Origin of the sequence: Roseivirga spongicola (assembly GCF_001592965.1) — a bacterium.
GTDB lineage: Bacteria > Bacteroidota > Bacteroidia > Cytophagales > Cyclobacteriaceae > Roseivirga > Roseivirga spongicola.
The window spans coordinates 1-26,244 of the sequence record NZ_LRPC01000033.1; the positions used below are offsets into that span (position 1 = coordinate 1).

The 26,244-nt window shown below is 41.5% G+C and carries 23 protein-coding genes and 1 other RNA gene; 10 read left to right on the forward strand and 14 right to left on the reverse strand.

Going from position 1 to position 26,244, the window contains the following annotated elements:
- The 7 genes from AWW68_RS19410 to AWW68_RS19440 all read right to left on the reverse strand — a co-directional run.
- Positions 1–1,677, reverse strand: a 1,677-nt coding sequence (locus tag AWW68_RS19410; protein WP_068225177.1) for a choice-of-anchor A family protein, incomplete at its 3' end; no start/stop codon positions are given.
- Positions 1,678–1,932: 255 nt separating this feature from the next.
- Entirely contained in the window at positions 1,933–2,214 is a 282-nt protein-coding gene (locus tag AWW68_RS19415) for a hypothetical protein (RefSeq protein WP_068225178.1), read from the reverse strand.
- A gap of 25 nt (positions 2,215–2,239) precedes the next feature.
- Positions 2,240–2,785 (reverse strand): mechanosensitive ion channel family protein, encoded by a 546-nt coding sequence (locus AWW68_RS19420; protein ID WP_068225180.1) that lies wholly within the window; start codon positions 2,783–2,785, stop codon positions 2,240–2,242.
- A gap of 152 nt (positions 2,786–2,937) precedes the next feature.
- Complete coding sequence (locus AWW68_RS19425; protein WP_068225182.1) at positions 2,938–3,276, reverse strand: VOC family protein; 339 nt, start codon at positions 3,274–3,276, stop codon at positions 2,938–2,940.
- Between the two features lie 45 nt (positions 3,277–3,321).
- Positions 3,322–3,735: a RidA family protein gene (locus AWW68_RS19430; RefSeq protein ID WP_068225184.1), complete on the reverse strand. Its 414-nt coding sequence runs from the start codon at positions 3,733–3,735 to the stop codon at positions 3,322–3,324.
- Positions 3,732–4,166, reverse strand: coding sequence for a GNAT family N-acetyltransferase (locus AWW68_RS19435; protein WP_068225187.1), 435 nt, complete (start codon positions 4,164–4,166; stop codon positions 3,732–3,734). The genes AWW68_RS19430 and AWW68_RS19435 overlap by 4 nt, the downstream gene beginning before the upstream one ends.
- A gap of 2 nt (positions 4,167–4,168) precedes the next feature.
- On the reverse strand, positions 4,169–5,458 hold the full coding sequence (locus AWW68_RS19440) for an aminopeptidase P family protein (RefSeq protein WP_068225294.1): 1,290 nt from the start codon (positions 5,456–5,458) through the stop codon (positions 4,169–4,171).
- Positions 5,459–5,619: 161 nt separating this feature from the next.
- Between AWW68_RS19440 and AWW68_RS19445 the strand changes: the two genes are divergently transcribed.
- Positions 5,620–6,735 carry a BF3164 family lipoprotein gene (locus AWW68_RS19445; protein ID WP_068225189.1) on the forward strand — a complete coding sequence of 372 codons (1,116 nt, stop codon included), beginning with the start codon at positions 5,620–5,622 and terminating at the stop codon, positions 6,733–6,735.
- Here the strand turns inward: AWW68_RS19445 and AWW68_RS19450 are convergent.
- On the reverse strand, positions 6,721–7,722 hold the full coding sequence (locus AWW68_RS19450; RefSeq protein ID WP_068225191.1) for a glycosyltransferase family 9 protein: 1,002 nt from the start codon (positions 7,720–7,722) through the stop codon (positions 6,721–6,723). The genes AWW68_RS19445 and AWW68_RS19450 overlap by 15 nt on opposite strands.
- A gap of 196 nt (positions 7,723–7,918) precedes the next feature.
- Between AWW68_RS19450 and AWW68_RS19455 the strand changes: the two genes are divergently transcribed.
- The 4 genes from AWW68_RS19455 to AWW68_RS19470 all read left to right on the forward strand — a co-directional run bounded on the left by AWW68_RS19455 (position 7,919) and on the right by AWW68_RS19470 (position 12,719).
- Positions 7,919–9,154: a M16 family metallopeptidase gene (locus tag AWW68_RS19455; protein WP_068225193.1), complete on the forward strand. Its 1,236-nt coding sequence runs from the start codon at positions 7,919–7,921 to the stop codon at positions 9,152–9,154.
- Positions 9,154–9,798, forward strand: coding sequence for an O-methyltransferase (locus AWW68_RS19460; RefSeq protein ID WP_068225194.1), 645 nt, complete (start codon positions 9,154–9,156; stop codon positions 9,796–9,798). The genes AWW68_RS19455 and AWW68_RS19460 overlap by 1 nt, the downstream gene beginning before the upstream one ends.
- Positions 9,795–11,687 carry a LysM peptidoglycan-binding domain-containing protein gene (locus AWW68_RS19465; protein WP_157717735.1) on the forward strand — a complete coding sequence of 631 codons (1,893 nt, stop codon included), beginning with the start codon at positions 9,795–9,797 and terminating at the stop codon, positions 11,685–11,687. The genes AWW68_RS19460 and AWW68_RS19465 overlap by 4 nt, the downstream gene beginning before the upstream one ends.
- A gap of 84 nt (positions 11,688–11,771) precedes the next feature.
- On the forward strand, positions 11,772–12,719 hold the full coding sequence (locus AWW68_RS19470; protein WP_068225198.1) for a DUF3078 domain-containing protein: 948 nt from the start codon (positions 11,772–11,774) through the stop codon (positions 12,717–12,719).
- Here the strand turns inward: AWW68_RS19470 and AWW68_RS19475 are convergent.
- The 3 genes from AWW68_RS19475 to AWW68_RS19490 all read right to left on the reverse strand — a co-directional run bounded on the left by AWW68_RS19475 (position 12,716) and on the right by AWW68_RS19490 (position 16,163).
- Positions 12,716–13,180, reverse strand: a complete 465-nt coding sequence (locus AWW68_RS19475; protein ID WP_157717736.1) for a hypothetical protein — start codon at positions 13,178–13,180, stop codon at positions 12,716–12,718. The genes AWW68_RS19470 and AWW68_RS19475 overlap by 4 nt on opposite strands.
- 224 nt (positions 13,181–13,404) lie before the next feature.
- Complete coding sequence (gene dnaX / locus AWW68_RS19480) at positions 13,405–14,520, reverse strand: DNA polymerase III subunit gamma/tau (protein ID WP_068225205.1); 1,116 nt, start codon at positions 14,518–14,520, stop codon at positions 13,405–13,407.
- 866 nt (positions 14,521–15,386) lie between these two features.
- Positions 15,387–16,163: a DUF1206 domain-containing protein gene (locus AWW68_RS19490; protein WP_068225209.1), complete on the reverse strand. Its 777-nt coding sequence runs from the start codon at positions 16,161–16,163 to the stop codon at positions 15,387–15,389.
- Positions 16,164–16,456: 293 nt separating this feature from the next.
- Between AWW68_RS19490 and ssrA the strand changes: the two genes are divergently transcribed.
- Positions 16,457–16,826, forward strand: a transfer-messenger RNA (tmRNA) gene (gene ssrA / locus AWW68_RS19495).
- Between the two features lie 294 nt (positions 16,827–17,120).
- Here ssrA and AWW68_RS19500 read toward each other — a convergent pair.
- From AWW68_RS19500 to AWW68_RS19510, 3 genes are all read right to left on the reverse strand, one after another.
- Positions 17,121–19,766, reverse strand: a complete 2,646-nt coding sequence (locus AWW68_RS19500) for a S8 family peptidase (RefSeq protein WP_068225211.1) — start codon at positions 19,764–19,766, stop codon at positions 17,121–17,123.
- Entirely contained in the window at positions 19,720–20,748 is a 1,029-nt protein-coding gene (locus AWW68_RS19505) for an AAA family ATPase (protein WP_068225213.1), read from the reverse strand. The genes AWW68_RS19500 and AWW68_RS19505 overlap by 47 nt, the downstream gene beginning before the upstream one ends.
- 149 nt (positions 20,749–20,897) lie before the next feature.
- Positions 20,898–23,078 carry a helix-turn-helix domain-containing protein gene (locus AWW68_RS19510; RefSeq protein WP_068225215.1) on the reverse strand — a complete coding sequence of 727 codons (2,181 nt, stop codon included), beginning with the start codon at positions 23,076–23,078 and terminating at the stop codon, positions 20,898–20,900.
- Between the two features lie 222 nt (positions 23,079–23,300).
- On the opposite strand from AWW68_RS19510, the gene AWW68_RS19515 reads away from it, so the two are divergent.
- From AWW68_RS19515 to AWW68_RS19530, 4 genes are all read left to right on the forward strand, one after another.
- Positions 23,301–23,516, forward strand: coding sequence for a hypothetical protein (locus tag AWW68_RS19515; RefSeq protein ID WP_068225217.1), 216 nt, complete (start codon positions 23,301–23,303; stop codon positions 23,514–23,516).
- 63 nt (positions 23,517–23,579) lie between these two features.
- Positions 23,580–24,401: an alpha/beta hydrolase gene (locus tag AWW68_RS19520; RefSeq protein WP_068225219.1), complete on the forward strand. Its 822-nt coding sequence runs from the start codon at positions 23,580–23,582 to the stop codon at positions 24,399–24,401.
- A gap of 55 nt (positions 24,402–24,456) precedes the next feature.
- A complete protein-coding gene (locus AWW68_RS19525) occupies positions 24,457–25,338 on the forward strand; it encodes a lysophospholipid acyltransferase family protein (protein ID WP_068225221.1) in 882 nt (293 codons plus the stop codon).
- A 40-nt stretch (positions 25,339–25,378) separates the two neighbouring features.
- Positions 25,379–26,242, forward strand: coding sequence for a lysophospholipid acyltransferase family protein (locus AWW68_RS19530; RefSeq protein WP_068225223.1), 864 nt, complete (start codon positions 25,379–25,381; stop codon positions 26,240–26,242).
- Positions 26,243–26,244: the final 2 nt, after the last annotated feature.

Consider the following 26,244-nt stretch of genomic DNA (forward strand, 5'->3'; position numbering starts at 1 on the left):
CGTAGAACCACAGTTCAGCACCAGCACATCTTGAGGGGTGATGGTAACAGGCGTAGCACTATTCACCATTTTGGTGATGTTCTTAGTAACCACAGTAGGCGCAATGTTGTCTTCTACTGTGATGGTGACAGTGGTTGTCGCAGAATTTCCAGCCTCATCACTACCAGTAAGAGTAGCAGTGTTTGACCCTAAATCGGCACAACTGAAGGTTAGCTTGTCTAATGATAGCGTTAAGTCACAATTATCGGAAGAACCGTTGTTAACATCTTCCGGAGATACATTGACTTCTCCATTTTCATCTAGATACACTGTAATGTCTTTCCCGATAACGGTAGGGACAATGTTGTCTTCAATTTCAACATTGACGGTGTAGGTTGATGTTCCTGCAGTCCAAGTGATGGTGGTGGTGCCAGGATTTAGAGCAACTCCAGAGAGGTTGGTTCCACTTCCGGTTGTAGCACCAGAAAGTACATATGAGGGAGTTGAGGTACAAGAAGCTGATGCAACAGGGGTGAATTCATTACCATCTATGATGTATGAGCAATCGTCTAACTCTCTAGTTACGGTACTTCCATTAGGCAGTCCGCCACCTGTTTGAGAACCAATGCTTCCTGCAAAACCAAACCAGTGGTTTTCGCCTGAAGCTTGCTCCATGGACTGCCCTACAATCTGCCCAGCAATATTATTATGGCTCGCTTTATTGATGTGAGCCTTAGGTGCTAATAGTGAGCCAATGATAGAACCGTTACCTTGGATTTTTAGGGTTGTGGTGTTAGGAAAGTTGAAAAGAATATACGGTGCGACATGTTCACCTATGCCCCCTGTGTTAAATACGTTCCAGTTAAATGTACCTGGCGCGTCTACATTTACAATTAATATTCTGTTAGCACTTGGTTGATTATTGTAAGTGAAAACCGATACTTTATTTAAATCGGTTCCTGTAACATTAAGTACATTAACTCCCGTTTGCAGGTTGATTTTGACTTGATTGGGAAGGTTTACATTACTAATTGGGTTGCCATTTGGGTTAGTCAAATTAGCATTGTTTGCCATTTGACTAATGGTATGAGCGCTAGCTTCAAACTGAGCGAAGGCAGCATTGAAGTCTATAAGGTTTGCCTCAAAGATGGGATTGTTTTGCGCACTTACACCAAGCTGTTGAGCATTGGCTTGTAAATGAAGCCTCGGTGTACTGTTGTAGTTATTGTCTTTAGTGATTCTGATCGGAGAGTAAGCCCCGTTCTGGTCTGTATACCATGCCTTTGATCCGTTGGGATTGCCAATTTTAACATAGCCATTATTGTTCACCTGCAGAGAGTTGCCGCTTCTATAGTCAACCATTCCGCCAACTACTAGTGTAACTGGCACCCCGCCAACTTTGAAGCTGCCTTTACTGTTAACAGATACTTGGTAGCTTCCATCAATTATGAGGTTTCCGCCAAGCGCCACAGCCCCTTCGGTTTCATTATTTTTTAGCTTCAGGTCGTTCTTTACGAAGACGTTGAAACCCAACGCTGGATCGAATGGATTAGCAATAGACGCACTAGCTCCTAGGCCAAATAGGTCACAATTGGCAGACTGTGCTTGAGCTTGAATGCTCAGTGTTGGCAATGCGCAAAGGCATGCAATAGCAAAAATTAGTAGGTGTCTCTTAAACCCACCAATAGGTTGTTTCATCACTCTCGTGTTTTGGTCAAAGATGTAGTTAGCTTGGATTCACCTAATACTTGCCTCAGATTAAGACTACACCTTGTTAAAGACCACATTTACGTGTGATTCTAGAAACTAGGTTTAGGTGATAGGATTTCTGTGAAAGGCATACAAATATACATAAATATGTATTTCACACACATTTATACGCTGTTTAATTTACCAGAAGGCACTGGTAATCAAGAAGGTTAAGCAGCTTTGACCTAGCGAGGAGTTGTAAAATTAGAGCTCCAAACAGTTGGTCAGTTTTGTAACCTTTTGCTTACAAGTGTTGGATCCTAATTCCTTAAGCTTAGCGGCTCTCCATATAAGATTGCCATTTACCTCACTAGTTGTACCTACATCAATGCACATCTTGTGAGTACCTGACAAACCATTCCCAAAACCAATCAAGTCCGTGATGAATGCTTTGTGCTTATCGTCTGTCTGAAAACCCGGAACAATGCCACCTGTACTCAAATGAGCGGGGAAGGTTTTTATAGTCGGAGTTTCAGTTAGTTGCATTAAAAAATATATTAAGCCTACCTTACTAGGCTGTCAGTAAATTTCTTTGTGGTGTTTTTTCTGTTTCTAGGCTTATGCCTTTGCTTGCTAAGTATTCTTTCAATGAAAACTCCGTTTCAGCATCAGCCTCCAAATATTTCTCTATAGTGCACCAAGCTTTAATACCTAACACCACATGTTTATCCTTAATGCGTTTCGCAAAAACACGTGGAGCTGGAGTTTTTAATAAGCTATTATTCCTGTCTAGATAGTCTCTAATGAATTGCTTCACTAAACTCATATTGTTAGAAATCTCAATAGAAACATTAACATCTAGGTTGACAATGTTCTTATGACTGAGGTTGTGAAGTTCACCAGTATAGATTAGTGTATTGGCTATTTCAACTGGTTCGCCATCCATATTTTTTAAAATAGTCTTTTTGTAGCCAGTGTGTTCTACTGAGCCAACTTGACCGTTTATCTCTATAAAGTCTCCTTTTTTAATTGGGCTGAAAACACGGATGAGTAACCCGCTTATCATGTTGAAAGCAGGGTAGAGTGTTTGTTTGGTTTTTCTTATCAACTGACCCATAGTTGTTAGATTGATTTGGGTGTTGAACCCCAATCCTTATACCAACTACGTGTTTTACCTATTTGACCCTACCAACGGCAGAAAAAAATATTTGAAATACATAAAATTATTCCCGAAGTGGGAAATGAGTCCTGATGTTGGAGACCCAATTGCTAGTGCTGGTCCATCAAGATTTGATTGCCATCGGGATCTTTCAGCATGATGTAGGCTAGGCCAGTATTGGTTTCATCACATTCATTATCAATTTGGACACCTTCGACTTTTAGCGATTTTTGAATGGACCTGACATTAGGAGGGTTGAAGGTGATGACATTTTCAGGGAACATATCTTGAAACAGACCAATCTGGGTTTCTCCATTTTTAAGCATCAACCATTTTTGGTCAATTCCCCCACAATCGGGTACTGGTTCGAATCCTAATTTTTGATAAAAAGCAAGAGAAGCGGAAATGTCTTTAACCGCTAAAGCGAGGTAGTTTTGGCCTAAGTTCATGATGGGTAGTTGAAAGTGACATCATGAATATAGTTAATAGCTATTTTAAATTGTGGCTATGCACTTCAATTCAATGGCAATGGGAGTTGGTAGGGAGCTGATTTCGACTGTGGTTCTACAGGGTTGATTGTCTTTGAAATATTCAGCATAGATTTTATTGTAGGTGGGGAAGTCGTCTTTCATATTGGTAAGAAAAACGGTTACATCTATCAGTTTATCCCAGCTACTGCCAGAGGCTTCAAGAATTAGTCGGACATTCTTGAAAACTGAGTGGCATTGTTCGGCAATGTCGTAGGAGATGATTTCTCCGTTTTCAGAAAGCTCAACGCCAGGGATTTTCTTTGTACCTTTTTCTCTAGGCCCTACCCCGGAAAGGAAAAGCAGATTGCCTACTTTTCTAGAGTGTGGATAGAGTCCAACTGGTTCTGGGGCCTCATTGCTGTTAAATGCTTCACTCATTTCAAATCCTTTATCAGTTCAATACGATAGTTTTCTATCTCGTCTTTCGGTTTTACATTGTATATCTGAAAACCATTATTGATGGCAAAAGTGAGCATAGCCTTGTGTCGGTTCAAGGTTTTAAAGCGAATGGCACTGAAACCATTTTCCAGTGCCCACTTTTCTTGAAAGTCTGCCATTTTCTTAGCCAGACCCATTTTTCTATATTTTGGAATTACCCCGCCCAGCCAACTGTATAGGGTGCCATCTTCAAACCTATCGTAGGCTATTTTGCAGCCCACAGGTTTTTCTTCTACCCATGCTATGGCGATGAGCTTCGGTTTATTGGCCATTCTTTCCACATAATGATCGGTAGAAAGCAATGGGTCAAACTCGGGTAGTCCTCTTAGAACTTCCAAAGCTTCAGAAAAACTACCCTCGCGAATTTCCATTTTTATGAATTCATGATTTCTTCAATCTCCTCAGCCTCAATAGGAATGTTCCTCATCAGGTTGAAGTGACCGTCTTCAGTAATTTGGATGTCATCTTCCAAACGAATACCAATCCCTTCATTAGGAATGTAAATGCCTGGTTCAATGGTGAACACCATGCCTGGTTTGAATTCGGTGTAAATACTGGCAACATCGTGAACATCTAGCCCTATGTGGTGTGAAGTTCCGTGCATAAAGTACTTCTTGTAGGCAGGCCAGTTAGGGTCTTCGTTCTTAACATCTGTTTGATCTAATAAACCAAGCCCTATTAATTCGCTAGTCATAATTTTACCAACCTCTTTATGGTATTCAGGAATACTATTTCCTGGAGTGAGAATGGCATTTGCCTCGTTTTTCACTCTTAAAACCGCATCGTAAACTTCTCTTTGTCTTTTGGTGAATCGGCCATTAACCGGAATGGTACGGGTCATGTCTGCATTGTAGTTGGCGTATTCGGCCCCAACATCAAGAAGCATTAAATCACCATCTTTCAACTGAGCTTTGTTTTCGATGTAATGAAGTACGCAAGCATTACCGCCACCAGCTATAATTGGGGTGTAAGCAAAGCCTTTAGATTTATTTCTGATGAATTCATGTAAGAATTCTGCCTCAACTTCGTATTCCCAAGTGCCAGGTTTAGTGAATTTCAGAACTCTTCTGAAGGCTTTTTCAGTTATGTTACAAGCCTCTTGCATCAACTCAATTTCCCTAGGCTCCTTAACTGTCCGCAGGTCATAAATTTCAGGTGCGAGACGCTCATACTCATAATTAGGATAAGTATTTCGGATCCATTTACTGAAGCGGTCGCTGCGAGTTTCTACTTCTGTTGAATTTCTGATGTGCTCATTGTGATAAAGGTAAATATGCTCACATTCAGCCAAGATAGTCTTGAGGGTTAGCTCAAATTTATCGTTCCAAAGAATGGTCTGAACACCTGAAGTTTCTTGGGCTTCTTCTTCGGTGTACTTGTGGCCTTCCCACACCGCAATATGTTCATTGGTTTCACGAAGGAAAAGCACCTCCTTAAATCTATCGTCTGGGAAGTCGGGGGCTATGATTAGGGTAGATTCTTCCTGATCAATACCTGAAAGATAAAGCATGTTGCTATTCTGTCTGAATGCCATGGTGCCATCTGCATTAGTTGGCATAATATCGTTAGAGCAGACAATTACAGCCGAGTTTGGCTTTAGTCTGGCTTTCAGTTTTTCCCTGTTTTTAATGAAAAGGTCTTTACCGATGTGTTCGTATCTCATAAGCTCATTTTCGTTTGTAGCGAAGTAAACAGGAAACAATGAGAAATTAAAGGGAAGTGTGATGAGACTCAACTAAGAACTAAATTCTTCATTCATTCATCGGTTAACGATTTTTTTAGTTGTGGTCTAGATTGACTAATTTGAAACGTCAATAGATATGCATGAACTCATCCAATTTGATCAAAACTCTATGCGTCCTTATTGCGCTGACATCCCTCTCATGTACTAGAGGCCAAAGGGAAGTTAAAATCGAAATATCTTTAGAAGCTCTTGAAGTAGAAGGTAGGTTGCTTAATGCTGAGGCTCTGGATATTTCTGAAGAGCATTTAATGATGGCGTTTAACCTGTTGGTTGTTGGAGACAAGCTGGTTATTTGTAAGCCTTTTGCTCAGCCAAATTATTTTGAGGTCTACAATGTTAAATCGTTAGAATACCTTGGTGGCTTCATTAAGCAAGGTGGTGGTCCTGGAGAGTTTGCTGGAGTTTTAAGATCAACAATAGCTTCTCAAAAGGAACACAGGGTCGGGTTTATTGCCAAGGATATGGGGCGAAGTTATTATGAGTTCGATATTGACTCTGCATTGAAGGAACAAGGATACCTTACGAAAGAAATAGCTGAACTTGATGTGTTCGGGTTGAATAGAACGGAGAGGAACAATCAAGGTGAGTTTGTTTCATTAAGTCTTAGTTCTCCAAATCGGATAGTGGTTTTTGATCGAGAGGGACAAAATCCGAGAGGGTATTTCAAATATCCTTTTCAAGACGAACAGTCCGAACTTAGAACAGAAGCTTTTGGAATGGCTTATCAAGCATTCACGGTTAGAAATTTCAGTGATAATAGGCTTGGTGTTTTTACCATGAATATGCCAAACTGGGATATCATATCATTCAATCAGCCAGAACCTGAGTTAGTGGCTTCACATCATTTAGGAATGGGACAGTTTAAAGACTTATCTGAAATTAAAGAGAAGAGCAGAACCTACGGTGTGGCTTATTCATCTCAGAATAAGGAAGGATTTTTAGATGTGACGGCCAATGATGAATATATCTATGCTCTGTATTCTGGAAAGAACTTTGAGGGCCATGGTGATGATAAGGATTTTTCTAAAAAAGTAGTTGTTCTAAACTGGGAGGGAGAAATAGTGGATAGGTTGCTTTTGGAGTATGACACTAAGATTATTTCTGTAGACCAAGAGGGGCGCTACCTATATTCAATAGTTGAACAACTCAATAAAATTGAAGTAGTACGCTACAACCTGAAATCAGTAATCGACTAGTTTTAGAAGTTGGTTTTTCTCAATCTCAAGCCCACACTTAAAGTGCCCTTTTGGGCAAGCCTTTTTACCATGTAATCCGCAAGGCCTACAGGCCAAAGGTTTTTGAATTTGAATAACTCTTGAATCATCCGAAAGCGGTCCAAAGCCAAATTCTGGAATAGTAGAACAGAAAATCGCAGCGGTCGGAGCGTTCATGGCACTGGCTAAATGCATTGGAGCGCTGTCATTCACGTAGTTCATTTGGGCATCGTGCATTAAGGCTGCAGATTCCAAAAGGCTAAGTTTTCCGCAAAGGTTATGAGCATTCGAGTTGCCACTTTTTTCTATAATTTCATCGCAAAGAGCCTTGTCTGTTGGTGCGCCAAGCGCATAAATGAGACCATCGAACTTGGTTTCTGCCAAAAACTCAATCCACTTTTCCTTTGGGTATTGTTTAGTAAACCAAACAGATGCAGGAGCAAAACAGATAAACTGATCTGTTTTTAGTTTCCTTGCTTTATCAAAATCTTCTGCAGATGGATAAAGCTTTGGCTTTGCCGGATGCTCATCGGTAAACTCAGCTATTAGATTATGATTGCGTTCTATCTCGTGGCTTCTATTATTGATCAGATGAAGTACTTTTTTATTGAAAGCCCAGCTGAATGGGTTCTTGTCAAACCCTACTTTGATTTTAGCCCTTGAGAAAGCGGTAAGAAAGCCAGAATTGGCAAAGCGCTGAATGTTTACTACTAAATCATACTGTTCAGAGCGAATGGCTTTCAGCAACTTCAGTAGGTTTTTATACTTGCCTGCTTTCTTGTCCCAGACCAGTGTTTGGTTCAAGAAAGGATGGTTTTTTACCAAGCCTTCGTTCCCCTTTCTAACCAAAAAGTCGAGTTGAGCTTGCGGATAATACTGATGAAGTTTTTCTAAAACTCCAGTGGCTAAAATTACATCACCAATAAAAGCGGTTTGAATAACCAGTATTTTCTGAAAGGGCTTAGTCATAGGGCCAGCAAAGATATAGGAATCAGTTTACATCGTCATTCTAATACAAATGCGAATCTGTCCGTTTGATATGGAGATTCCTCCCGATAGCTATCGGGACGGGAATGACAGTAGGAGGAAGGGGAAGATATCTTACATGTAAAGTGTTCTTATTCTGCTCAATAAAGCCTTAACTTTGCCCGTTCGAAGGAAGGCGATGGTCGATTACAATCTTATTTCATTACCCAACGGCATTAGAGTAATTCATAAAGAGGTTCCAAGTACTAAAATTGTGCATTGCGGATTTATTTTGGATATCGGTAGCCGAGACGAGTCAGAAGAGCAGGCTGGAATTGCTCACTTTTGGGAGCACATGGCTTTTAAAGGAACTAAGAAGAGAAAGGCTTTTCACATTCTCAATAAACTAGACTCTGTTGGCGGGGAGCTGAATGCCTATACCACCAAAGAGAAAATATGCTTCTATGCATCGGCATTGGATAAGCACATGGAAAGCGCCTTCGAGTTATTGAAAGACATTACGTTCGATTCCATTTTTCCAGAAAAGCAGATTGAAAATGAGCGCGGGGTAATTCTAGAAGAGATGTCTCTCTACCACGATAATCCTGAAGATGCTATTCAAGATGAGTTCGATCGAGTCATTTTCAAAGATCACCCTCTAGGCCAGAACATTCTTGGAACACCAGAAAGTGTTAGGTCTTTCCATAGAGCAGATTTTCAAGGGTTTTTAAAAGCCAACCTTAATACAGAGCGCGTTATTTTCTCTTGTGTGGGTAATGTGTCTTTCAAGAAAGTACAGCGCTTGGCCGAAAAGCATTTTGGTGAGATACCAAAAATTGAAGCTGCCAGAATTAGAAAACCCTTTGCTGAATACACTCCTGAAAAGGAAATTATAAGAAGAAATATCTCTCAAGCGCATTGTGCTATTGGAGCAACGGGCTACCCATTGACCAGCAAAAAGAGACTCCCGCTTTTTATGTTGATCAATATTCTTGGAGGCCCAGGCATGAATTCTAGGTTGAACTTGGCCTTACGCGAGAAGTATGGTTTTGTGTATAATGTAGAAGCCAGTTACCACCCATTTGCAGATACAGGTCTCTTTGCCATTTACTTCGGTACAGAGCAAAGCCAAGTAGAGCGTAGCCACAGAATCATAGCTAGAGAGCTCAAAATGCTGAAGGAAAAACCGCTTGGTGTCATGCAGTTGCACAAAGCCAAAGAGCAGTTGGTAGGTCAATTGGCCATGGCAGAAGAGAATAATGCGAGCCTGATGCTCATGTTAGGTAAAAGCATTCTAGACTTAAATAGAGTAGATAGTCTTGAAGATGTTTTCGATAGAATCCGAAAAGTTAGTAGTTCCGATTTAATGGATATTGCCAATGAAATGTTCGATGCACAGCGATTAAGTTACCTCACCTTTTTACCACAGAACTAATGGAGTTTATTCCTGAAGATATTCAAAAGTACGTTGAAGAACACTCTGGAAAAGAATCGGAGCTGCTTTCTAAACTAGATAGAGAAACACATCAGAAGGTACTCATGCCAAGAATGCTTTCTGGTCATTTGCAGGGGCGAGTGTTATCTATGGTTTCTCACATGATGAAGCCTAGCCGAATTCTCGAGATTGGAACATACACAGGTTACTCTGCTATCTGCTTGGCTGAAGGGCTTGCCGAGGGTGGAAAGCTCATTACTCTAGACAAGAATGAGGAAATTGAAGAAATGGTAAGAGGCTATTTCGAAGAAGCCGGTCTGTCAGATCAGATCGATTACCGAATTGGCAATGCCATGGACTTAATCCCTGATATTGAGGGGCCTTTCGATTTAGTTTTCATAGATGCGGATAAGAAAAATTATCTGAATTACTTTAACTTAGTCATTGAAAAGGTTCGGATAGGAGGCTTTATCATTGCCGATAATGTATTGTGGAGTGGTAAGGTGGTTCAAACCGAAAAGAAAATTGATACCGATACGCAAGCAATTCTCGACTACAATCGTTCCATGGAAGAAGATGACAGAGTTGAGAACGTTTTATTACCCATCAGAGATGGCCTCATGGTGGTAAGAAGAAAACAGTGAGAAAGACATTCACCGCACTACTCATTCTCCTGCTGGCTTCGTTACGCTTACTAGCGCAAGCCCCAATCACTGTCCCCAATGAAATGGAGTTTGCTGGCGTTAAGCTGAAGATTACAGCAGATGCCCGTAAAGAAATTGAGGAAACACTAGACCTGCTTACCCGCAGCCAATATCACTTTCAAATACTTGTAGATCGCTCAAGGCTATATATGCCTTATGTTGAGCAAGTGCTAAAGCAAGAGGGTATTCCAGAAGATTTTAAATACCTACCTATTCAGGAGAGTCAGTTTATTTCAGACGCAGTCTCTACTTCCAATGCCGTAGGCTTTTGGCAGTTTAAAAAGGCTTCAGCTCAAGAACTCGGGCTTCGTGTAGATAATGTGGTAGATGAACGAAAGCACATTATAACCGCAACCATTGGAGCAACCAAATACTTCAAAAGGAGCAATTTCGTGTTCGATAACTGGGTGCTTTCTCTTCAATCTTACTTGCAAGGGCTAACCGGTACGCAGAGGTCGGTTGATGATAAATTGTATGGCGCCAAGTCAATGACCATCAACGGGAAGACACACTGGTATGTGAAGAAGTTTTTGGCGCATTATCTGGCTTTCCAAGATTATGTGGGCAGTGGTAAATACCGAGACGATTTTAGTTTACATAATTATGAAGGAAGGGGAAAGACCCTTCGTCAGGTAAGTTCAGCTACTAACACCAATTATGAAGAGCTCAAAGACTATAACAAGTGGCTGAATCAGTCGAAAATTCCTGACGATAAGTCTTATATGGTTTTTTACCCTGACCCGAAGAGAAACCATAGTCCGGTGGTTGCTTCTTCAGGAGATAAACCTAAATCTTCTGGAACTTCTACTTCTTCTTCGGGCTCATCTAAAACTACCAGTAGCTCCAACACTTCAAGCGGTCAATCAAACGAAAGATCCATGCGCTTCAGGCCAATTGCTGGCAATGTGGGCGCTTTTCCTAGAATAAAAGGTAATACAAACATGGCGTATGAGCCAGGGCAAATTGAGTTGAACGGTATTCCGGCAATTCGTGCAAAACAAAACGAAAGTCTACAAACCCTTTCTCGAAGAACAGGGGTGAAAATAAAACGCCTTAGGAAGTTCAACGACATTGGTGAAAGAGGAAATGTTCGTGCAGATAAGTACTACTACCTCAAGAATAAAAAGAACAAGGGTAAGGTGCATTATCACATTGTTCAGCCAGGGGAAACTCTTTGGTCCATTTCACAAGATTACGGTATTAAGCAGAAAAAGCTGATGCACAAAAACCGCATGAGAGACAGCGAGCAACTGAAGGTGGGGAGGGTGCTCTGGTTAAGATTTATTCGCCCAAAAGATATTCCTGTAGAGTATAGCAATGTGCTTCAGCCTCAAACTACTCAAGCGGCATCTCAGCAAGTTTCAGTTGAGCCAGAGAAAACCATAGAGCAACGGGTTGAAAGACCTCGAACTGTAGAGGTTCCTTTAAAGGATGACAACGAAGTCTTTATTGAGCCAACTCCACTAAGGCGATTGGAAAATACAGCCACCGATACGGTAATCACTCATAAGGTGAAGTATCAAGAAACCTTCTTTGCTGTTTCTAAAGAGTACGGAGTAGAAATAGATGAAATATTGGAGTGGAATAACCTACAAGTAACCAATGGCCTTCAGATAGGGCAAGAGCTCAAATTAATGGTGCCGAAAACTCGATTTAAAACGGCTGAACCCAAAAATGAGGTAATAACTCACGAAGTTCAAAAAGGGGAAACTATGTGGGCAATATCTAGAAAATATGGCGTTGAAGTCGAAGACTTAAAGATGTGGAACAACAAGGCAGATAACACCCTGTCTTTGGGCGAAAAGTTGATTATTCGTAAACCAAATTAGATTTAACTCACCAGTGGTCAAAAAGCCGCTGCTATTTTTCAGCCCTTTAATTTACTCCATTACATTTGCAGCAGATTTTTAGGAATGTTTCAAAAGACTCTTCTATTTCTTTCCTTCTTTCTTTGTTTTCACTTGGCTTGGGCACAAGAACAAGAAGCCGATTCTACACTTTTGCCTCGTCCAGAGATCATTAACCCTGAAGACACTATTACTTATTGGAAAAATGGTGGAAACTTCAACCTAAATATCCAGCAGGTAGGGCTTACCAACTGGGCAGCCGGAGGTAGTTCTTCTTTGGCTATTGGAGGCATTGTAGAAGGTTTTACCAACTACGAGAGAGAAGAGGTGGTCTGGGAAAATAAGCTCAAGATTGGTTACGGTATTATCAGAAACGGAGATAACTCTAATCGCTTTGAGAAAACGGATGATGCAGTTATTTTGAACTCTAAGTATAGCCAGAAAATGAGTCAGGAAATACTGATGACAGCCACTATCAACTTTAGGACTCAAATGGATGAAGGGGTGAAGTTGGAAACGGTTTCTGGCCAATCTGAAAAGAGAAGAGTACTCATCTCAGACTTTATGGCGCCAGGTTACCTTCAGGCTTCGCTAGGTTTAACCTATAAGCCCACAGATTGGGGGTTAACAGCTACGTTGGCACCCTTTGCTGGTCGATTTACATTTGTTCTGAATGACTCTTTAGCAACAGCAGGGTCTTTTGGTGTGGCAGCCGGTGAAAGGATTAGATCTGAGGCTGGTATTTCGCTCATAGGTTCTTTCAAGAAAACTCTGATGAAGAATGTAGAGTTTGAAACCAATTACAACTTCTTCTCAAACTATGAGAAATTCCCGAATACAGTAGTAAACGTAGAAGCAAGCCTAAACCTAAAAGTGAATGACTTTATACAGTCAAAAATTAATACCCAGCTTATTTATGACGATGATGTTAAAGTCACTCGGTCTGATGGTACACGGGGTAGGGATATTCAGCTCAAGAATGTAATCACGGTTGGCTTTATTCTGAAGTTTTAGAACTCTGGGTCTAGCCCAAGCTTTTCTTGAAGATCACGCAGGGCAGGGTATTTTGATTTAAGATGCTCAAACTTCTCTCTGTCGGTGTAAAGCATTCTGCCTTTTTCAATTTGCCTTATTTCTGAACTGATTGTCACGTTGTCGTTGGCTAATCCGTCTCTTAGAAATTGAAGTAAATCTGCTCTAAAGCGTTCAAAAGTAGGTTCTAAGGCCTCGTTGGCAATTGGGATAATCACATGTTTATCTTTGAGAGTATAAGGCTCTTTTAAGATGAGTAGCTCATGCTGGAGGCCTCTTTTCTCACGTTCCTCTACAAACTTATTATAAACTTCATCGAGTTGTTCTGCAGTAAAAGGAGTTTCTCTCAGGGTGCCAACCACTACTTCTTCCTCTTCGGTATCATCTTCCACTGGCTTTTGCATAGCGGCCTTCAAAGAGTTAAGGTCGGAGGGAATGGCCATGGTTTTACCCGATCCTGGCCTTCTAACCTTTCTGGTGGTGAGTTGTGCTACTGGCTGAGTTTCTTCTGAAGCCGCAGGTGCTGGTGGAGGAGCGGGAGAGCTAGGTTCTGGATCTTGAGTAGGTTGAGTTTTGGTTTCAACCTTTGGTTCAGGTTCAGTTTTCGACTCTGCAGCTGGAGTAGTTTCTTTCTTTTCGGCTTCTGACTTCTTAGATTCAGACTGCTCTAGAATTTTTTTTTTGATGAGTCGTCCAAAACGCTCACATCAGCCAGTTGAAGGGCAGTTGTTAGGTGCGCCATCTTCAATAGTGCTAGCTCTACATGTAAGCGCTGGTTTTTACTTCCTTTATACTGAATATCGCACTGGTTGGCAATATTTAAAGCAGTAAGCAGGAAAGACATCGGAACTGCGTTCGACTGTGTTTGGTACTTAGCTTTTACCACATCAGAAACCTCTAATAACTGAATGGTAGCATTGTCTTTGCTTACCATGAGGTCACGGAAATGGCTGCTTAGCCCGATTATGAAGTTATGACCATCAAAACCCTTTTTCAGAATCTCATCGAAGATCAATAAAGTTTCGGTGGTGTTTTGAGCCATTAAAGCCTCAGTCATTCTGAAGTAATAATCATAATCCAGGATGTGCAGGTTTTCTATAGTAGCTGCGTAGGTAACCTTTTTTCCATGTGAGAATGTCACAATAAGGTCGAAAAGAGAAAGTGCATCTCTCATGGCACCGTCAGCCTTTTGACCAATTAGGTTAAGCGCTTCATCTTCAGCTTCAATACCTTCCTTCTCAGCAATCATTTTCAACTGACCTGAGATATCACTCACCTCAATTCTGTTGAAGTCGAAAATCTGACAACGAGAAAGAATGGTAGGAATTACCTTGTGCTTCTCGGTAGTTGCTAGAATAAAGATGGCGTAAGAAGGCGGCTCTTCTAGGGTCTTCAAAAACGCGTTGAAGGCCTGATTCGAAAGCATGTGAACCTCATCTATGATGTATACCTTATACTTGCCTTGCTGCGGAGGATAGCGCACCTGATCGATCAGGTTTCGGATATCATCTACGGAGTTATTAGAGGCAGCATCGAGCTCATAGATATTGAAAGAATCGTTGCCTAAAAGCGGATTGTCAATGGATTGTTCGTTGATTAATCGGGCCACAATTCTGGCGCAGGTAGTTTTACCAACCCCTCTTGGACCACAGAAAAGCAGTGCCTGAGCTAACTGCTCATTGTCAATTGCATTTTTAAGGGTAGTAGTAATGTGCTCTTGACCTACAACTTCCTCAAAACCAACCGGCCTATATTTCCGTGCCGAGACAACGAATTTTTCCATTGCCGCAAGATATAAATCTTGACCTATAAGTTCGAAGTTCTAGGTTCAAAGTTTAATAAAAAAACAACTCTCAGCCCCGTCATTCCCGTACCGATAGCTATTGGGAGCGATTCCTATCCGGCTTCTGACAAACTGCTTATAGGAAAAACCATTAAGTGCGCGGAGCCCGAAAAGGCTGGTTTGGTTTCCCATCTTGAGCGCAGCCGAAAAATCAACCAAGGTTTTTCAGGTAGCCCTCTACGCTTCGGTTGGGGTAGAAAAGAGTAGCTTTCCCTTTTTTCATCTCGACTCTATGCAGAGATCGGCCAAGTGAGATCATAAGGAAGCTCTTAAGGTTGTAGCAGAGCATTAGTAGGGCAATGCCGCTCCTCTGGAGCTAGGATCACATTCCAGCGAGTCTGGTTATGACATTTCGCTCGTATCGAGGTCAATGGCTCGATTAAGTTTTGGCTACAGAGTAGCCTAATGTCATAATCATGGGTACAAACTGATATTAGCTTCGTAGAAGCGGTATGCTTTGTTTTCCATCTTGAGCACAGCCGAAAAATCAACCAGGGCTTTTCAGGTAGCCCTCTACGCTTCGGTTGGGGTAGAAAAGAGTAGCTTTCCCTTTTTCCATCTCGACTCTATGGAGAGATCAGCCAAGTGAGATCATTGGGAGCTCTTAAGGCTGTAGCAGGCTATTAGTAAGATGATGTCGCTCCTCTGGAGCTAGGATCACATTCCAGCGAGTCTGGTTATGACATTTCGCTCGTACCGAGCTAATTGCTTGGTGAAGTTTTGGCTACAGAGTAGCCTAATGTTATAACGTTAGGTAGGCACTAATATGAGCTTCGTAGAAGCGGTATCTCTTTTCCCATCGACCTCTAAATATCCATATGAGGATATCTTGCTCTGATAAGCATAAAGAAACCGTAGGCTACTAACCCTAAGCCAATGAATGAAAACACGACTGTTCCCAATGTGTTTTGGAGCCAAGAAAAGGCCTCCTTAGTTCCCCCAGCTTCATAGGGGTTTAGAAAATAGGCTGCTCTAAAGATCAAAAAGGCAATGATGGCAAATACAATGGCTCTTGCACTGAAACCAATGCGTGCTACTCTGGTCAGTACTTTTCTCCCAGTCTCATTTAGCTTATCATCACTGATTTTCTTTTTATGGAGCTTGGACCAACCGATGGTAGCATCGAAAATGGCTCGACCTAAAATGCTGGCAGAAACAATGTAAAGCATAGCTCGTCCATAAGGCAAGTCTAATACTTGTTCAATAAGTAAAGAGGTTTGTTGGTTGTCTGTATTGCCCCTAAGAAAAATTTTAAAGGCTGAAAAGGTAATGAGACTGTACATAAATCCGCCAAGAAAAAATCCTGCTCTAACGCCTAGTCCTCTTAGATCATTTCCCCAATCGTCAGTGCCCTTAATGGCTTGGTAAAATCTGTATAGCGAATAGGCGCCAAGGCCAACGCCTACAGCCACCAGTAGTATTTTACCAAAGGCCTGCTGAGAAATAAAGAGCAGTACATCGGTGCTGTCAGCTTTTTGACCCATTCCAAAAATGGTAAAGGCCGCTAAAATACCCATAAGTATATAGACAATGCCTTTAGTGCCGAGTCCTGCTTGAGCAAGTATTGTGGTTGTTTTGGCCATTCTATTGACTATTGAAATATCGTTTAAAAAATCTAATACCTATTGCTGAAGGCGATTAGTTAAACTCAATAATGTTGAATTAAAACCTTAGATGTGAGATTAACTTCATTCTTGATTCATTTGTTCTTGAGTCTGTATATGTTAACAATGAAGCTGACATGAGTAAATGGCAGCTTATAATATGGTTTGCACAGTTTTAAAGAATGCTAGTTTGGAACAAAAAAGCCCTTACATTTGTAGTCCTTTTGCGTAAGGCAAACTTGTTCCGAACATCTTTCGGAGCTATAACATATGGGGCCGACTGGAATTGACAGTATGTGCAATGCGAGTGTAAGCATGCAGGGAGTTGTTAGTATTTCCCTTAAATAAAACTTTCATCCTTTTAATTGGCGAAAGACAATACGCCCTTGCTGCCTAATTAGTATTAGATAGCAATGTGTCTCTCTCACCCCCTCGTTCTGCCGGGTGGGAATATGAGACATCATCATGCAGAACTAGCGTAAGTGGTTGTCGTGACATTTGCGCAAAATTAATCGCGGATAAGGTTTGGATTAGGGTGGTTGCTGTCCTTAACAAACTCGAAAATTAATCAGCGAATAAGCATGTAGAAGGCACTTAGTGTTCCTTATCTGGACGAGGGTTCGAATCCCTCCGGCTCCACCTAAGCCCTCCGAAGCTTTAGCGCAGGAGGGCTTTTATTATCACCTAAGCTTCAGGGAAGGTGGATTTATCTCATGCAGGGCTTCGGTCGAGGCCTCAACCGGATACTTGGTTCCAATTTCAGCCTCTGGATAACAAGCCTCTTTGGGTTTCAATATTTTCCGCTAAAGCTTAAGCCACCGGGCATTAAGAATGCATTACAAAACTTTCTTATTTTGAATGATGCATACAGTTTACATACTACTTTGCTGAGATAGTAAGTACTACACGAGCGACACATTAAATTTTGAAAACAGGTTAAAGTCTTATCCTTGTTTGACTCTGAATGCGCTGCTCAATTTCTTGATAGATAGGAACAGGTACATTTTCGCGAACTTCTAAAGTCACAGCCAAGCCATATTTCACCAGTTGCTTTTTGAGTCCTCCGGCATCTTCTTTACAGTTGACGTTAATTTTTAAATCTGTACCATCAATGTAGTATCCAACTTCATCATCTTCTAATATATGGTGCTGGATTGTGCCTCTGCGGGCGATTCGGAAGCCTGCGTTAGAATTCCTAAAATGAATAGGTTCATCTGGTCTTCTATCACGGTCATAAGTCAGGTTGTTAAAATAAAGGGCCGCTTGACGATATTTGGCTGTATTGAAGTTTAGAGGCGAAAGCCAGGCAAGGGTTACAGCCAGTCTTTTTTTGTATCTACCCTGATTCAGAATATTTGGGAGTGGAAAGGTGTATTCGTGGCCAGTATCTTTCTTGATCTCACCAAACCCTAATAGCGTTACACGTTGATCGGTACAATAGAGTATCCTGTTTGCATCGGTTGTACCATAGCCGAGATAACTACAGATATGATCTTTTACATTATTGATCTGTGGGTCGGAAGACAAAACACTGTGTAGAATGTCTCCCGAGCCATCCCAGCTTGTGCCGTGCGCAAGCAGTGCTTTGAGTAATACCGGAAAGTACACTTCGCTAATTTGTCTTTCGGGAGGCAATTCGGTATTGATATCATCGAGTACTTCGTGCAGTTGAACGGCCAACCTTGTGGTAAGTGCAGCTGCGTTACTGGTGCCTGCGGTATAAGCGGTTCTTGTGAGGTCCGCGGCACTACCGGGAGTTGCAATTCTTTGACCCGGACCTGCAGCAGTGTAGCTGAAGGGTGCCACCTTTAGCGTAGTTGTATTGTTCCTGCTACGAACAATATCCACCCGGTAGGGTAGTCGGCCACCTGCATTAAGAATGTCAGGCTTGATGGCTTTGTGATAGCCTAATCCAATTCGACTATAAGCTGCAAGAATGTTGCTGCTATCGAAAAGCGGAAAATTGGCGGCTGCTCCAAGGTTTAGCTCCTGATCACTATAGGATGCCCCTACAGTAAGTCCATTGATTGCCTCTGATGGTGTAAGAATTTTTCGAGCTTGCAGGTTGGAATTCTTAATGGTTTCAAAGATCAGGCTACGTTTTCTCTCATCTGGAAGTGCCTGAAATTCTTCAGGCCGCATATCAAGCATAATTTCTTCTGTCCAGTTGCCAGCACTTACTATGAAAAGGACATTGTATTTTACACTCAGCCAATCGAGCAACTTGGCCCAAGCACTGATATTGATATGAAAAGGGCGAACGGGGTCTCCAATAGAAAGGTTTATAACCTTTACATTGGGTGTCACGGCTGCTTCACCATGCTCACCTTCAAACATTCGCTTTACAGCACGGTGTATAAGGTCGATAGGAAGGCGATTGGTTGGTACGAGCTCGGAGCGCGCTTCACCTGGCATTGTAGCCTGAGGATGCATTATCGGACGAACATACAGGGATCGGCTTAGCTGTAAATTTTGGTCGTCATCCAAATCTCCATTAATAATAAGGGAAGCCATTGCAGTACCATGAAGCATTTCCGTTGCTTCGTACTTACTCAAATAGTCTTCTGGGTCATCAACTACTAGCTTACCTTTAACTGACGTGTGATTTGCAAATGGGTAACCGTCCAACAGGGCAGCAACAGGAGGAAGGTCACTAACTTGGTTCTCTGTTTCTGCAATCTCCGGCAAATCTTCATCTATATCGGTCGGGCCACCCGTGACTTGTCCCACTGGCCGAAAGTGCATAACCTGTTCACATTGTAGAAAGGCCACGTTAGATTGTTCGGAAAGATCGTTGAATGTCAATGCCGGGGCTTCTGCAATCAACGCGTGGTATTGAATTTCGTCAAGGATAACCTCTGAGCCCTGAATGATACGGCCTTCATTTCGCTGTAATAATCCTTCTATCTGGGTACGGCTATCTCTTTGTTCTTGCCTGTTTGAACGGTGAAAAAGTTCAATCTCAAAAGGAACCATTGGATTTCCGAACTCTGCATAATCATTTATGTAATTTTCAAAGCCAGTGTCTCTTAGACGATCTTGAATACTATAAGGGCGTATGTCCTTTAGTGCCGCAAAAACATCACGGAATTTAGCAATACCGCCAGCAATCCGGCCGGCCGGTGACCGTTCCCAAGTATCATTTTTATAATGTTCCCAAAGTCGCTGGAGTTGACTCAGGGCTTCCTGATTGGTCATTATTAAGAATAGCTGCCCTGTTAAGTCGCCCTCCTGTCGTTGATTCTCCTGATCTAAACGGTGGAAGTCATCATCTGATTCAAAAACATCTTCCAGCTCTGCTAGAAATTCCAGCTCTGGAACTTTTTTTACTGCATTAAAAAAGTTTGTAACGGTTCCAATGAACTCTAACACCAGGACCATTTCTGGAGCTGTTCCTACAACATTCTGTTGTAAGAACACACGTTTATTTTCCAATGCCTCTGCTAGCAGAGTGAATCGACCTTCAATTCGCTCTACTTGTCGGCCATGTCCTGGTTTGTTATTTCGGCCAAAGCCCGGATTTAGAGGGGTTCGGTCAACTTCGCTTGGTTTCGGAAATATTAGAAGGGGTTTGTTTGACATGTGTTATTTGTGTTTTGACAGCTAGCTCGTCCAAACAATCTTGTACTACCTCTTTGATATTGGCTTCAGGTAGTCTTAGTACATATTTGCGCTGAACATCAAGGCAAAACTCCTCAACTTCGGCAAAACTCAAACCTTTAAGTTTGGAAGCTAAAGTTTTAGGAGAGTAGCCAAAAGCTGTATCTATCCGGCTTTCAAATTTCTCAATAAAACGAGTGATCATTTTTATGTCTGGCAGGTTGAGCTGTAATCGCACTTGAAATCTTCGCCAGACTGCACGATCCAACAATTCTGGATGATTGGTAGCGCCAATGCTGATTACATAGCTGGGAAGGTTGTCAATTTGAAATAACAAAGAGCTTACAACACGCTTTATTTCACCTGTTTCATGCTCGTCACCTCGTTCCTTTCCGATAGAGTCAAACTCGTCAAAGAACAAAACACATTCTTGGGTCTTTATGAAGTCAAAAAGCTTTTTGAGGCGAGAGGCTGTTTCCCCTAAGTAGCTCCCAATTATTCCGTCATAGCGAACGATATAAAAAGGAACCATTAGTTCGTGTGCAATAGCTTCAGCCAAAGAAGTTTTACCATTGCCTGGAGCGCCTATTGTAAGTAAGGTATGCCTTGGTTCTAAGTTGTAGGTCTTTAAAACGTCCCTTCTATGATGTTCCTGCACAAAATTGTAAACTGATTTGATCGTATCTTCATCCAAGATTAATTCGCTTAGACTTTTAGTAGGACGGACATTTAGCAAGAAACTATCTAGACTGAGTGAACCTGTGTTACCGTTAACATGGTGTTGATAGCCATTCTTGTTGACTGGTCTGAACTGATCTATCCTATCTTGTAATTGATTGGCCAGAACGTGATGATTTTTTTTCCGTTCTTCTGCAATAATTGATTCAACAACCTTTTTATATAGTTGGTTATCACCTTTATTGATTGCACCTACAAGTTTTATTAACAGATCAGCTTTCGCCATTTTTATCTTTCTATAATTTCAAAATTACCATACTTTTTTGGCTTTCATAGTATTTTAAACCCTTATTCAGATGTTGATTGAGTGGTCTTTATTCATTATTTCTATGGGTAGAACTTGCTTGTTTATTAGCTTATTTTAGGGAGTTATCATTAATCCACTCTCTTCCATTCCGTCATGGCAATTCTTACTTCTCCAAAGGTATACTCATCACCTAATTGGCTTTTGATTTCTGTTAAGGTGGTGGTTTCTGGGGTAATTAGGCTGAGGATGTTTTTAAGCTTTTGGTCATCTACCAAATCGGTGGCTTTTACTTCTCCAGTTTCAATGTACTTAGAAAGATGGCCTTCAATAGTGGAAGACACTAGCCCTCTTTCTTCTGCAATTTCTTCTACGGTTTTACCTTGCTTATACAACTCAAAGCTTACTTCGGCCGTTGGTGTTTTGTCTTTCTTTTTCTCGGTTTTGGGAATAATTACCTCTTTTAGTACATCTTGAATATCTTGCTTAGTGAGGGTTTTACCTTCGGCCATAAACTGAATAAACAGATTGGCCCTAAGCATAGCCATTTGTTTGCTAAAGAGTTGTTCGTGAAGTTCTTTCAGCTCCTTTCGATAGGCTTTGAGTCTAGTCTTGTCTTTCAGGTTCTTATCGTGCGCCTTAATGGAGTCTAATGCGTTGGTCAAAATTGCAGAGAAATACCCTTTTGCTTTTTCAACCCTTTCGGCTAAAAGCTTCATGTCCCCTTGCTTATGAATGATAGAGTAAGCCTGGCCTTGAAAGCTTTTTCCTACCTGAACCATGTCTAAAATTGGCTTGGCTTGCTCATTCGTCCACTCAGAAAATTGCTGCTTAAGCGATCTGTTCTCCTGCTTGTCGAAGCTAAACACATGTGCCCTGAATATTCGCGCCAGCTCCTCAAAATTAAAGTGTTTAGAAATGAGTTGGTAGAGGTAATCGCTGCGGTCTTTGGTAAGTCTATTGTTGAGCTCTTCCTTGCTTGGTCGGTTTTCCGCAAACTCCTTCATCGACCTTGAAATATCGAAGCCCTCTTGCGGGATTTTTGAGGAAAGTACCAGTCCGTTGAGTGAGGTAAGTCTGGAAAGCGCTACATAAACCTGACCTTGAGTAAAAGCTCCTGAAAGGTCTAAAATGGCCTTTTCGAAGGTAAGCCCTTGGCTTTTATGCACTGTAACTGCCCAGGCTAACTTAATGGGGAAATGGGTGAAACTCCCCAGTATTTTCTCATCTATCTCATTGGTGTTTTTGTTTAACGAGTAGCGTTTGTTTTCCCAAGTATATTGTGGAACGGCCACTTCATTACCATCACCGAATTTCACCTTGATAGTCCCTGAACTTATGGAGGAAATATGCCCGATTTTACCATTGAAGAATTGGGCTTCGCCAGAAGGGTCATTCTTAATGAACATTACCTGAGCCCCTTCCTTAACAACTAACGTTTCGGGGATGGGGTAGGAGTTTTCGGGAAAATCGCCTGTAATTTCTGCCTGGAAAGAATGACTCTTAGCTTCTAGAGCCTGAAGTCGTTCATTATTAATGTTGTCAGCCTTTCTGTTGTGGGTTGTCAGGTGAATAAAACCATCAGATTCTTGTTCATTAAAATTGGGTTTGTAGTACCCGTTCAAAAACTCAATATCGGCATGGGTCTGAGTATTTTCTCTGAACCTGTTGAGTATTGAGATGAACTGATCATCGCTCTGGCGGTAAATTTTCTCTAGTTCAACATGAATAAGTGGTTGGTTGCCGAGGGCCTTAGCTTCAAAGAAGAAAGACGATTTGTAATGTGATTTCAGAACATTCCATTCATTGTCTTTTACTACTGGCGGAAGCTGAAGCAAATCGCCAATAAATAGCAATTGAGCCCCTCCAAACGGAACGTCTTTTCGCTTCCTCAAATACCGAAGCATATGGTCGATGCAGTCTAGTAAATCGGCTCTCAGCATACTCACTTCATCAATGATGAGTAGCTCCATTTCTCTAATCAGTTGGCGCTTAGTTGCATTGAAACGAAGCCCTGAAAACAAGTTGTAAAGGGTGGTGACCTGTGCGTTTACATCGGGCGGAATTACTCTTTCTGGAATAAACGCACCAAAAGGAAGCTGTAATAAGGAATGCAATGTAACTCCTTGAGCATTGATAGCCGCAATGCCAGTAGGAGCTGCAACAATAGTTTTTTTGTGAGTGTGTTCAACTATGTATTTGAGGAAGGTGGTTTTGCCTGTTCCGGCCTTTCCGGTTAGGAAAACATGCCTGTCGGTAGTATTGATGAACTCTGCTGTGAGTTTGGCTATGTCGCTCAATTCATGGCGCATATGTTTATTATTTTGAGCGATGCTTCATGATAGAAACATCTTGGTTAATCACCGAAAGTGGGTTTCGGCATAAATTCTACACTACAAATATGATAAAGAACTTGAGCCTAATGGCAATGAGCATGGTATTTCTGAACTATTTTGGCTGTTATCATCTATATAGTTAGCCATTAACTCCATTACCTTTGTACTATGAAGTGTTCGACAGGGAAATACCAATATATGTCTCAAGACTTGGCTGAAACCGCCCTGATTGACCAGCACATCTATAAAGGCTTTCTTCCTCATGAAGGGCCTCAGAATGTCTACGAGTGCGATATCTGCGGTTACTGGCACCTTACCTCTAAAAATGCCGAGCAAAACCCGAGGCTGACAGAAATGATAGAGTCTGGGGAGATGAAGCGCAAACAAGATGCGCAGCGCTGGGAGCGATTCTAACTAATATTCTACAAAAGTTGATATAATCTTTATTTTCGTGCTCAGTTTTGAAATTCATTAAGCATGAGAAAATTTCTCTTCCTAGTAGGTTTAGTTGCTGTTCTTTCTGTTTGTGCACAAGACTCTAAAAGCACAGCTGCAGCCAATGTTACCGTTATAGAAACTCCACTTCATTTTCCTAGAATGGAAAGAGAGCGTCAAATAAGAGTTTACCTTCCTCCTAACTACTCGAGCACAAAGAAAGATTACGAAGTGCTTTATATGCACGATGGTCAAAACCTGTTTGATGATGCGACTTCTTTTGCTGGAGAATGGGGTGTAGATGAAGTGTTGAATGACCTTTACAAGTCTCATGGCCTGGAACTTATTGTTGTGGGAGTAGACAATGGGGCAGAACACAGAACGCAAGAAATGGCTGGATGGGACCATGAAAAGTATGGTAAGGCAGAAGGCAATGAATACATGAACTTCATTGTTCGTGTGGTAAAACCTTACATAGACAAAAAGTACAGAACCTTACCTTCTTGGGAGCACACAGGAATAATGGGAGGCTCAATGGGCGGACTTATCTCACATTACGCTATGTTCCAGTATGCTGGGTATTTCAGTAAAGCAGGAATTTTCTCTCCAAGTTATTGGTATAGCGAAGGAGCTTTTGAACAAGTGAAAGGGTTCAAACTATCTTCTGATGTTAAATTCTTCTTCTACATGGGTGGAAAGGAAGGGCCAATGATGATGGATAGCTATAATCGCATGCTCGCCCTGTTTAAGGAACAAGGCTATGCCGATCAAATGACCTCTAAGATTAACCCTAAAGGCGAGCACAACGAACGTTTTTGGAGAGCAGAGCTGAAAGAAGCCTTACTTTGGCTGTACGACAAGTAGTTTTTGGTTTACTAGCCCCCGATTAACTGCTATATTTGCGCAGAATTAATTCCCTATGATTTTTAAAATCATTTCCCTGCTTCCTCAACGGTTGGTGTACCTGATAGCCGATTTTCTCTGGTTTCTCGGATTTCAAGTGTTTGGCTACAGGAGATCGATCATTCGCGACAATATTAGAACCTGCTTTCCTGAGTTTACCGAAAAGGAGGTGAAGAAAACGGCTAATCAATTTGGTAGACAGTTTTTGTATGTTTTGGGAGAGGCTATTTACGCCTATCGTTTTACCGAAGAGGACTGGAAAGAACGAGTTGAGATGAGGGGTTCGGAAAAGGTGAGAGGGTACATAGAACAAGGAAAAACCGTTCTGGTTGCCTATGGTCATATGACCAATTGGGAGTGGCCCTTTCTATCTATGGGGAGTTTACTCAATGTGCCTATAGAGTTTCTTTACAGGCCAATGGAAAATAATGGAGTAGATAAGTCGCTATTGACCTTCAGAGAGAAGCATGGTGGAACTGGTCTACCTAAAGACAAGGCCATCAGACATATTCTGAAGCATAAAGATAAACCTCGGGTTATAGGTATTATTGGAGATCAGATACCTTCAAGAGGAACAGATAAACAATGGTTAGGTTTCTTCGATAAAGAAACCGCCTTTTATCAGGGTTCTGAAAAAATTGCGATTGCTACTCAAAGTCCAGTGTTTTTTATGGAAGTCTTGAGAACAGGTCGCGGGAGATATCAATGTACATTTCATGAGATTGCCACTCCGCCTTATTCCAAAAAGCATACAGGTATTATTAAATCTTATGCCCAACATTTGGAGCAGAATATAAGAAAGCAACCTGAAGGATATTTATGGTCTCACCGAAGGTGGAAGTATACCAAAGCTGAAGACCCAACCATTAACGAACAGGCCAAATCAGGAGAGAACTAAGCCCATCCTTTAATGGTTAATAAACACCACTTTTAACACGATGATTTTTGTAAAAATTGCTTCTTGGCTGCCGTTTTGGTGGATTTATTTCTGGTTCAGAATGACGGCCTATTTTGCATTTTATGTGCTTAAATACAGAAGAGGTGTTGTTCATGAGAATATCAAGAAATCATTTCCAGACCTGAGCGATGAAGATAGGTTGAAGATAGAAAAGCAATTTTATCTTCAATTTATGGAGGTTTTTGCTGAGTTCACCAAGTCATACTCTTTCAAGAAAAAGGATTGGGAACATCGCTGTAAGTTAATCAACCCAGAAGTACTGCAGGCTCACTTAAGTAAGGGCGAACCTATTTTGTTGCTATCGGGCCATGTGGCCAACTGGGAGTGGCCTGCACATGCAATAAGTCAGCAGATAGGATATCCTATGGAGTTCCTTTTTAAGTCGATTAAGAAAGAGTCTTATCAAGGCATTATGCACAAACTCCGCACTAGGCATGGAGGCTTGCCAATACCTAAAGACACTGCTTTAAGGGAGATAATAAAAAGGAAAAATGTACCTAGGGTGATTGGTATGATAGCTGATCAGATACCGAGTATGGGCACGGAAAAGCGCTGGGTCAACTTTCTCAACCAAGAGTCTGCCTTTTATGTAGGAGCAGAGAAAATAGCTAGTTCTGTCAATTACCCTGTTTACTTTTCCGATACGGTACGAGTATCTAAAGGGCATTATGAAGTGACTTTTAGACCGATAGCACAGCCGCCTTACTCTAAATCACCGGCAGTAATTGAAAAGTATGCCCAGCTTTTAGAAGAAGCCATCAACCGAAATCCGGCAGATTATCTCTGGTCTCACAAACGCTGGAAATACAACAGACAGCAAGCAGATACTGCTTCCAATCAATAAGA

Bases quoted from the DNA above. Each gene is read 5' to 3' on its own strand.
- AWW68_RS19415 (WP_068225178.1), bottom strand. From the start codon at position 2,214: ATGCAACTAACTGAAACTCCGACTATAAAAACCTTCCCCGCTCATTTG.
- AWW68_RS19420 (WP_068225180.1), bottom strand. From the start codon at position 2,785: ATGGGTCAGTTGATAAGAAAAACCAAACAAACACTCTACCCTGCTTTC.
- AWW68_RS19425 (WP_068225182.1), bottom strand. From the start codon at position 3,276: ATGAACTTAGGCCAAAACTACCTCGCTTTAGCGGTTAAAGACATTTCC.
- AWW68_RS19430 (WP_068225184.1), bottom strand. From the start codon at position 3,735: ATGAGTGAAGCATTTAACAGCAATGAGGCCCCAGAACCAGTTGGACTC.
- AWW68_RS19435 (WP_068225187.1), bottom strand. From the start codon at position 4,166: ATGGAAATTCGCGAGGGTAGTTTTTCTGAAGCTTTGGAAGTTCTAAGA.
- AWW68_RS19440 (WP_068225294.1), bottom strand. From the start codon at position 5,458: ATGAGATACGAACACATCGGTAAAGACCTTTTCATTAAAAACAGGGAA.
- AWW68_RS19445 (WP_068225189.1), top strand. From the start codon at position 5,620: ATGAACTCATCCAATTTGATCAAAACTCTATGCGTCCTTATTGCGCTG.
- AWW68_RS19450 (WP_068225191.1), bottom strand. From the start codon at position 7,722: ATGACTAAGCCCTTTCAGAAAATACTGGTTATTCAAACCGCTTTTATT.
- AWW68_RS19455 (WP_068225193.1), top strand. From the start codon at position 7,919: ATGGTCGATTACAATCTTATTTCATTACCCAACGGCATTAGAGTAATT.
- AWW68_RS19460 (WP_068225194.1), top strand. From the start codon at position 9,154: ATGGAGTTTATTCCTGAAGATATTCAAAAGTACGTTGAAGAACACTCT.
- AWW68_RS19470 (WP_068225198.1), top strand. From the start codon at position 11,772: ATGTTTCAAAAGACTCTTCTATTTCTTTCCTTCTTTCTTTGTTTTCAC.
- AWW68_RS19475 (WP_157717736.1), bottom strand. From the start codon at position 13,180: ATGGCCATTCCCTCCGACCTTAACTCTTTGAAGGCCGCTATGCAAAAG.
- dnaX (WP_068225205.1), bottom strand. From the start codon at position 14,520: ATGGAAAAATTCGTTGTCTCGGCACGGAAATATAGGCCGGTTGGTTTT.
- AWW68_RS19490 (WP_068225209.1), bottom strand. From the start codon at position 16,163: ATGGCCAAAACAACCACAATACTTGCTCAAGCAGGACTCGGCACTAAA.
- AWW68_RS19500 (WP_068225211.1), bottom strand. From the start codon at position 19,766: ATGTCAAACAAACCCCTTCTAATATTTCCGAAACCAAGCGAAGTTGAC.
- AWW68_RS19505 (WP_068225213.1), bottom strand. From the start codon at position 20,748: ATGGCGAAAGCTGATCTGTTAATAAAACTTGTAGGTGCAATCAATAAA.
- AWW68_RS19510 (WP_068225215.1), bottom strand. From the start codon at position 23,078: ATGCGCCATGAATTGAGCGACATAGCCAAACTCACAGCAGAGTTCATC.
- AWW68_RS19515 (WP_068225217.1), top strand. From the start codon at position 23,301: ATGTCTCAAGACTTGGCTGAAACCGCCCTGATTGACCAGCACATCTAT.
- AWW68_RS19520 (WP_068225219.1), top strand. From the start codon at position 23,580: ATGAGAAAATTTCTCTTCCTAGTAGGTTTAGTTGCTGTTCTTTCTGTT.
- AWW68_RS19525 (WP_068225221.1), top strand. From the start codon at position 24,457: ATGATTTTTAAAATCATTTCCCTGCTTCCTCAACGGTTGGTGTACCTG.
- AWW68_RS19530 (WP_068225223.1), top strand. From the start codon at position 25,379: ATGATTTTTGTAAAAATTGCTTCTTGGCTGCCGTTTTGGTGGATTTAT.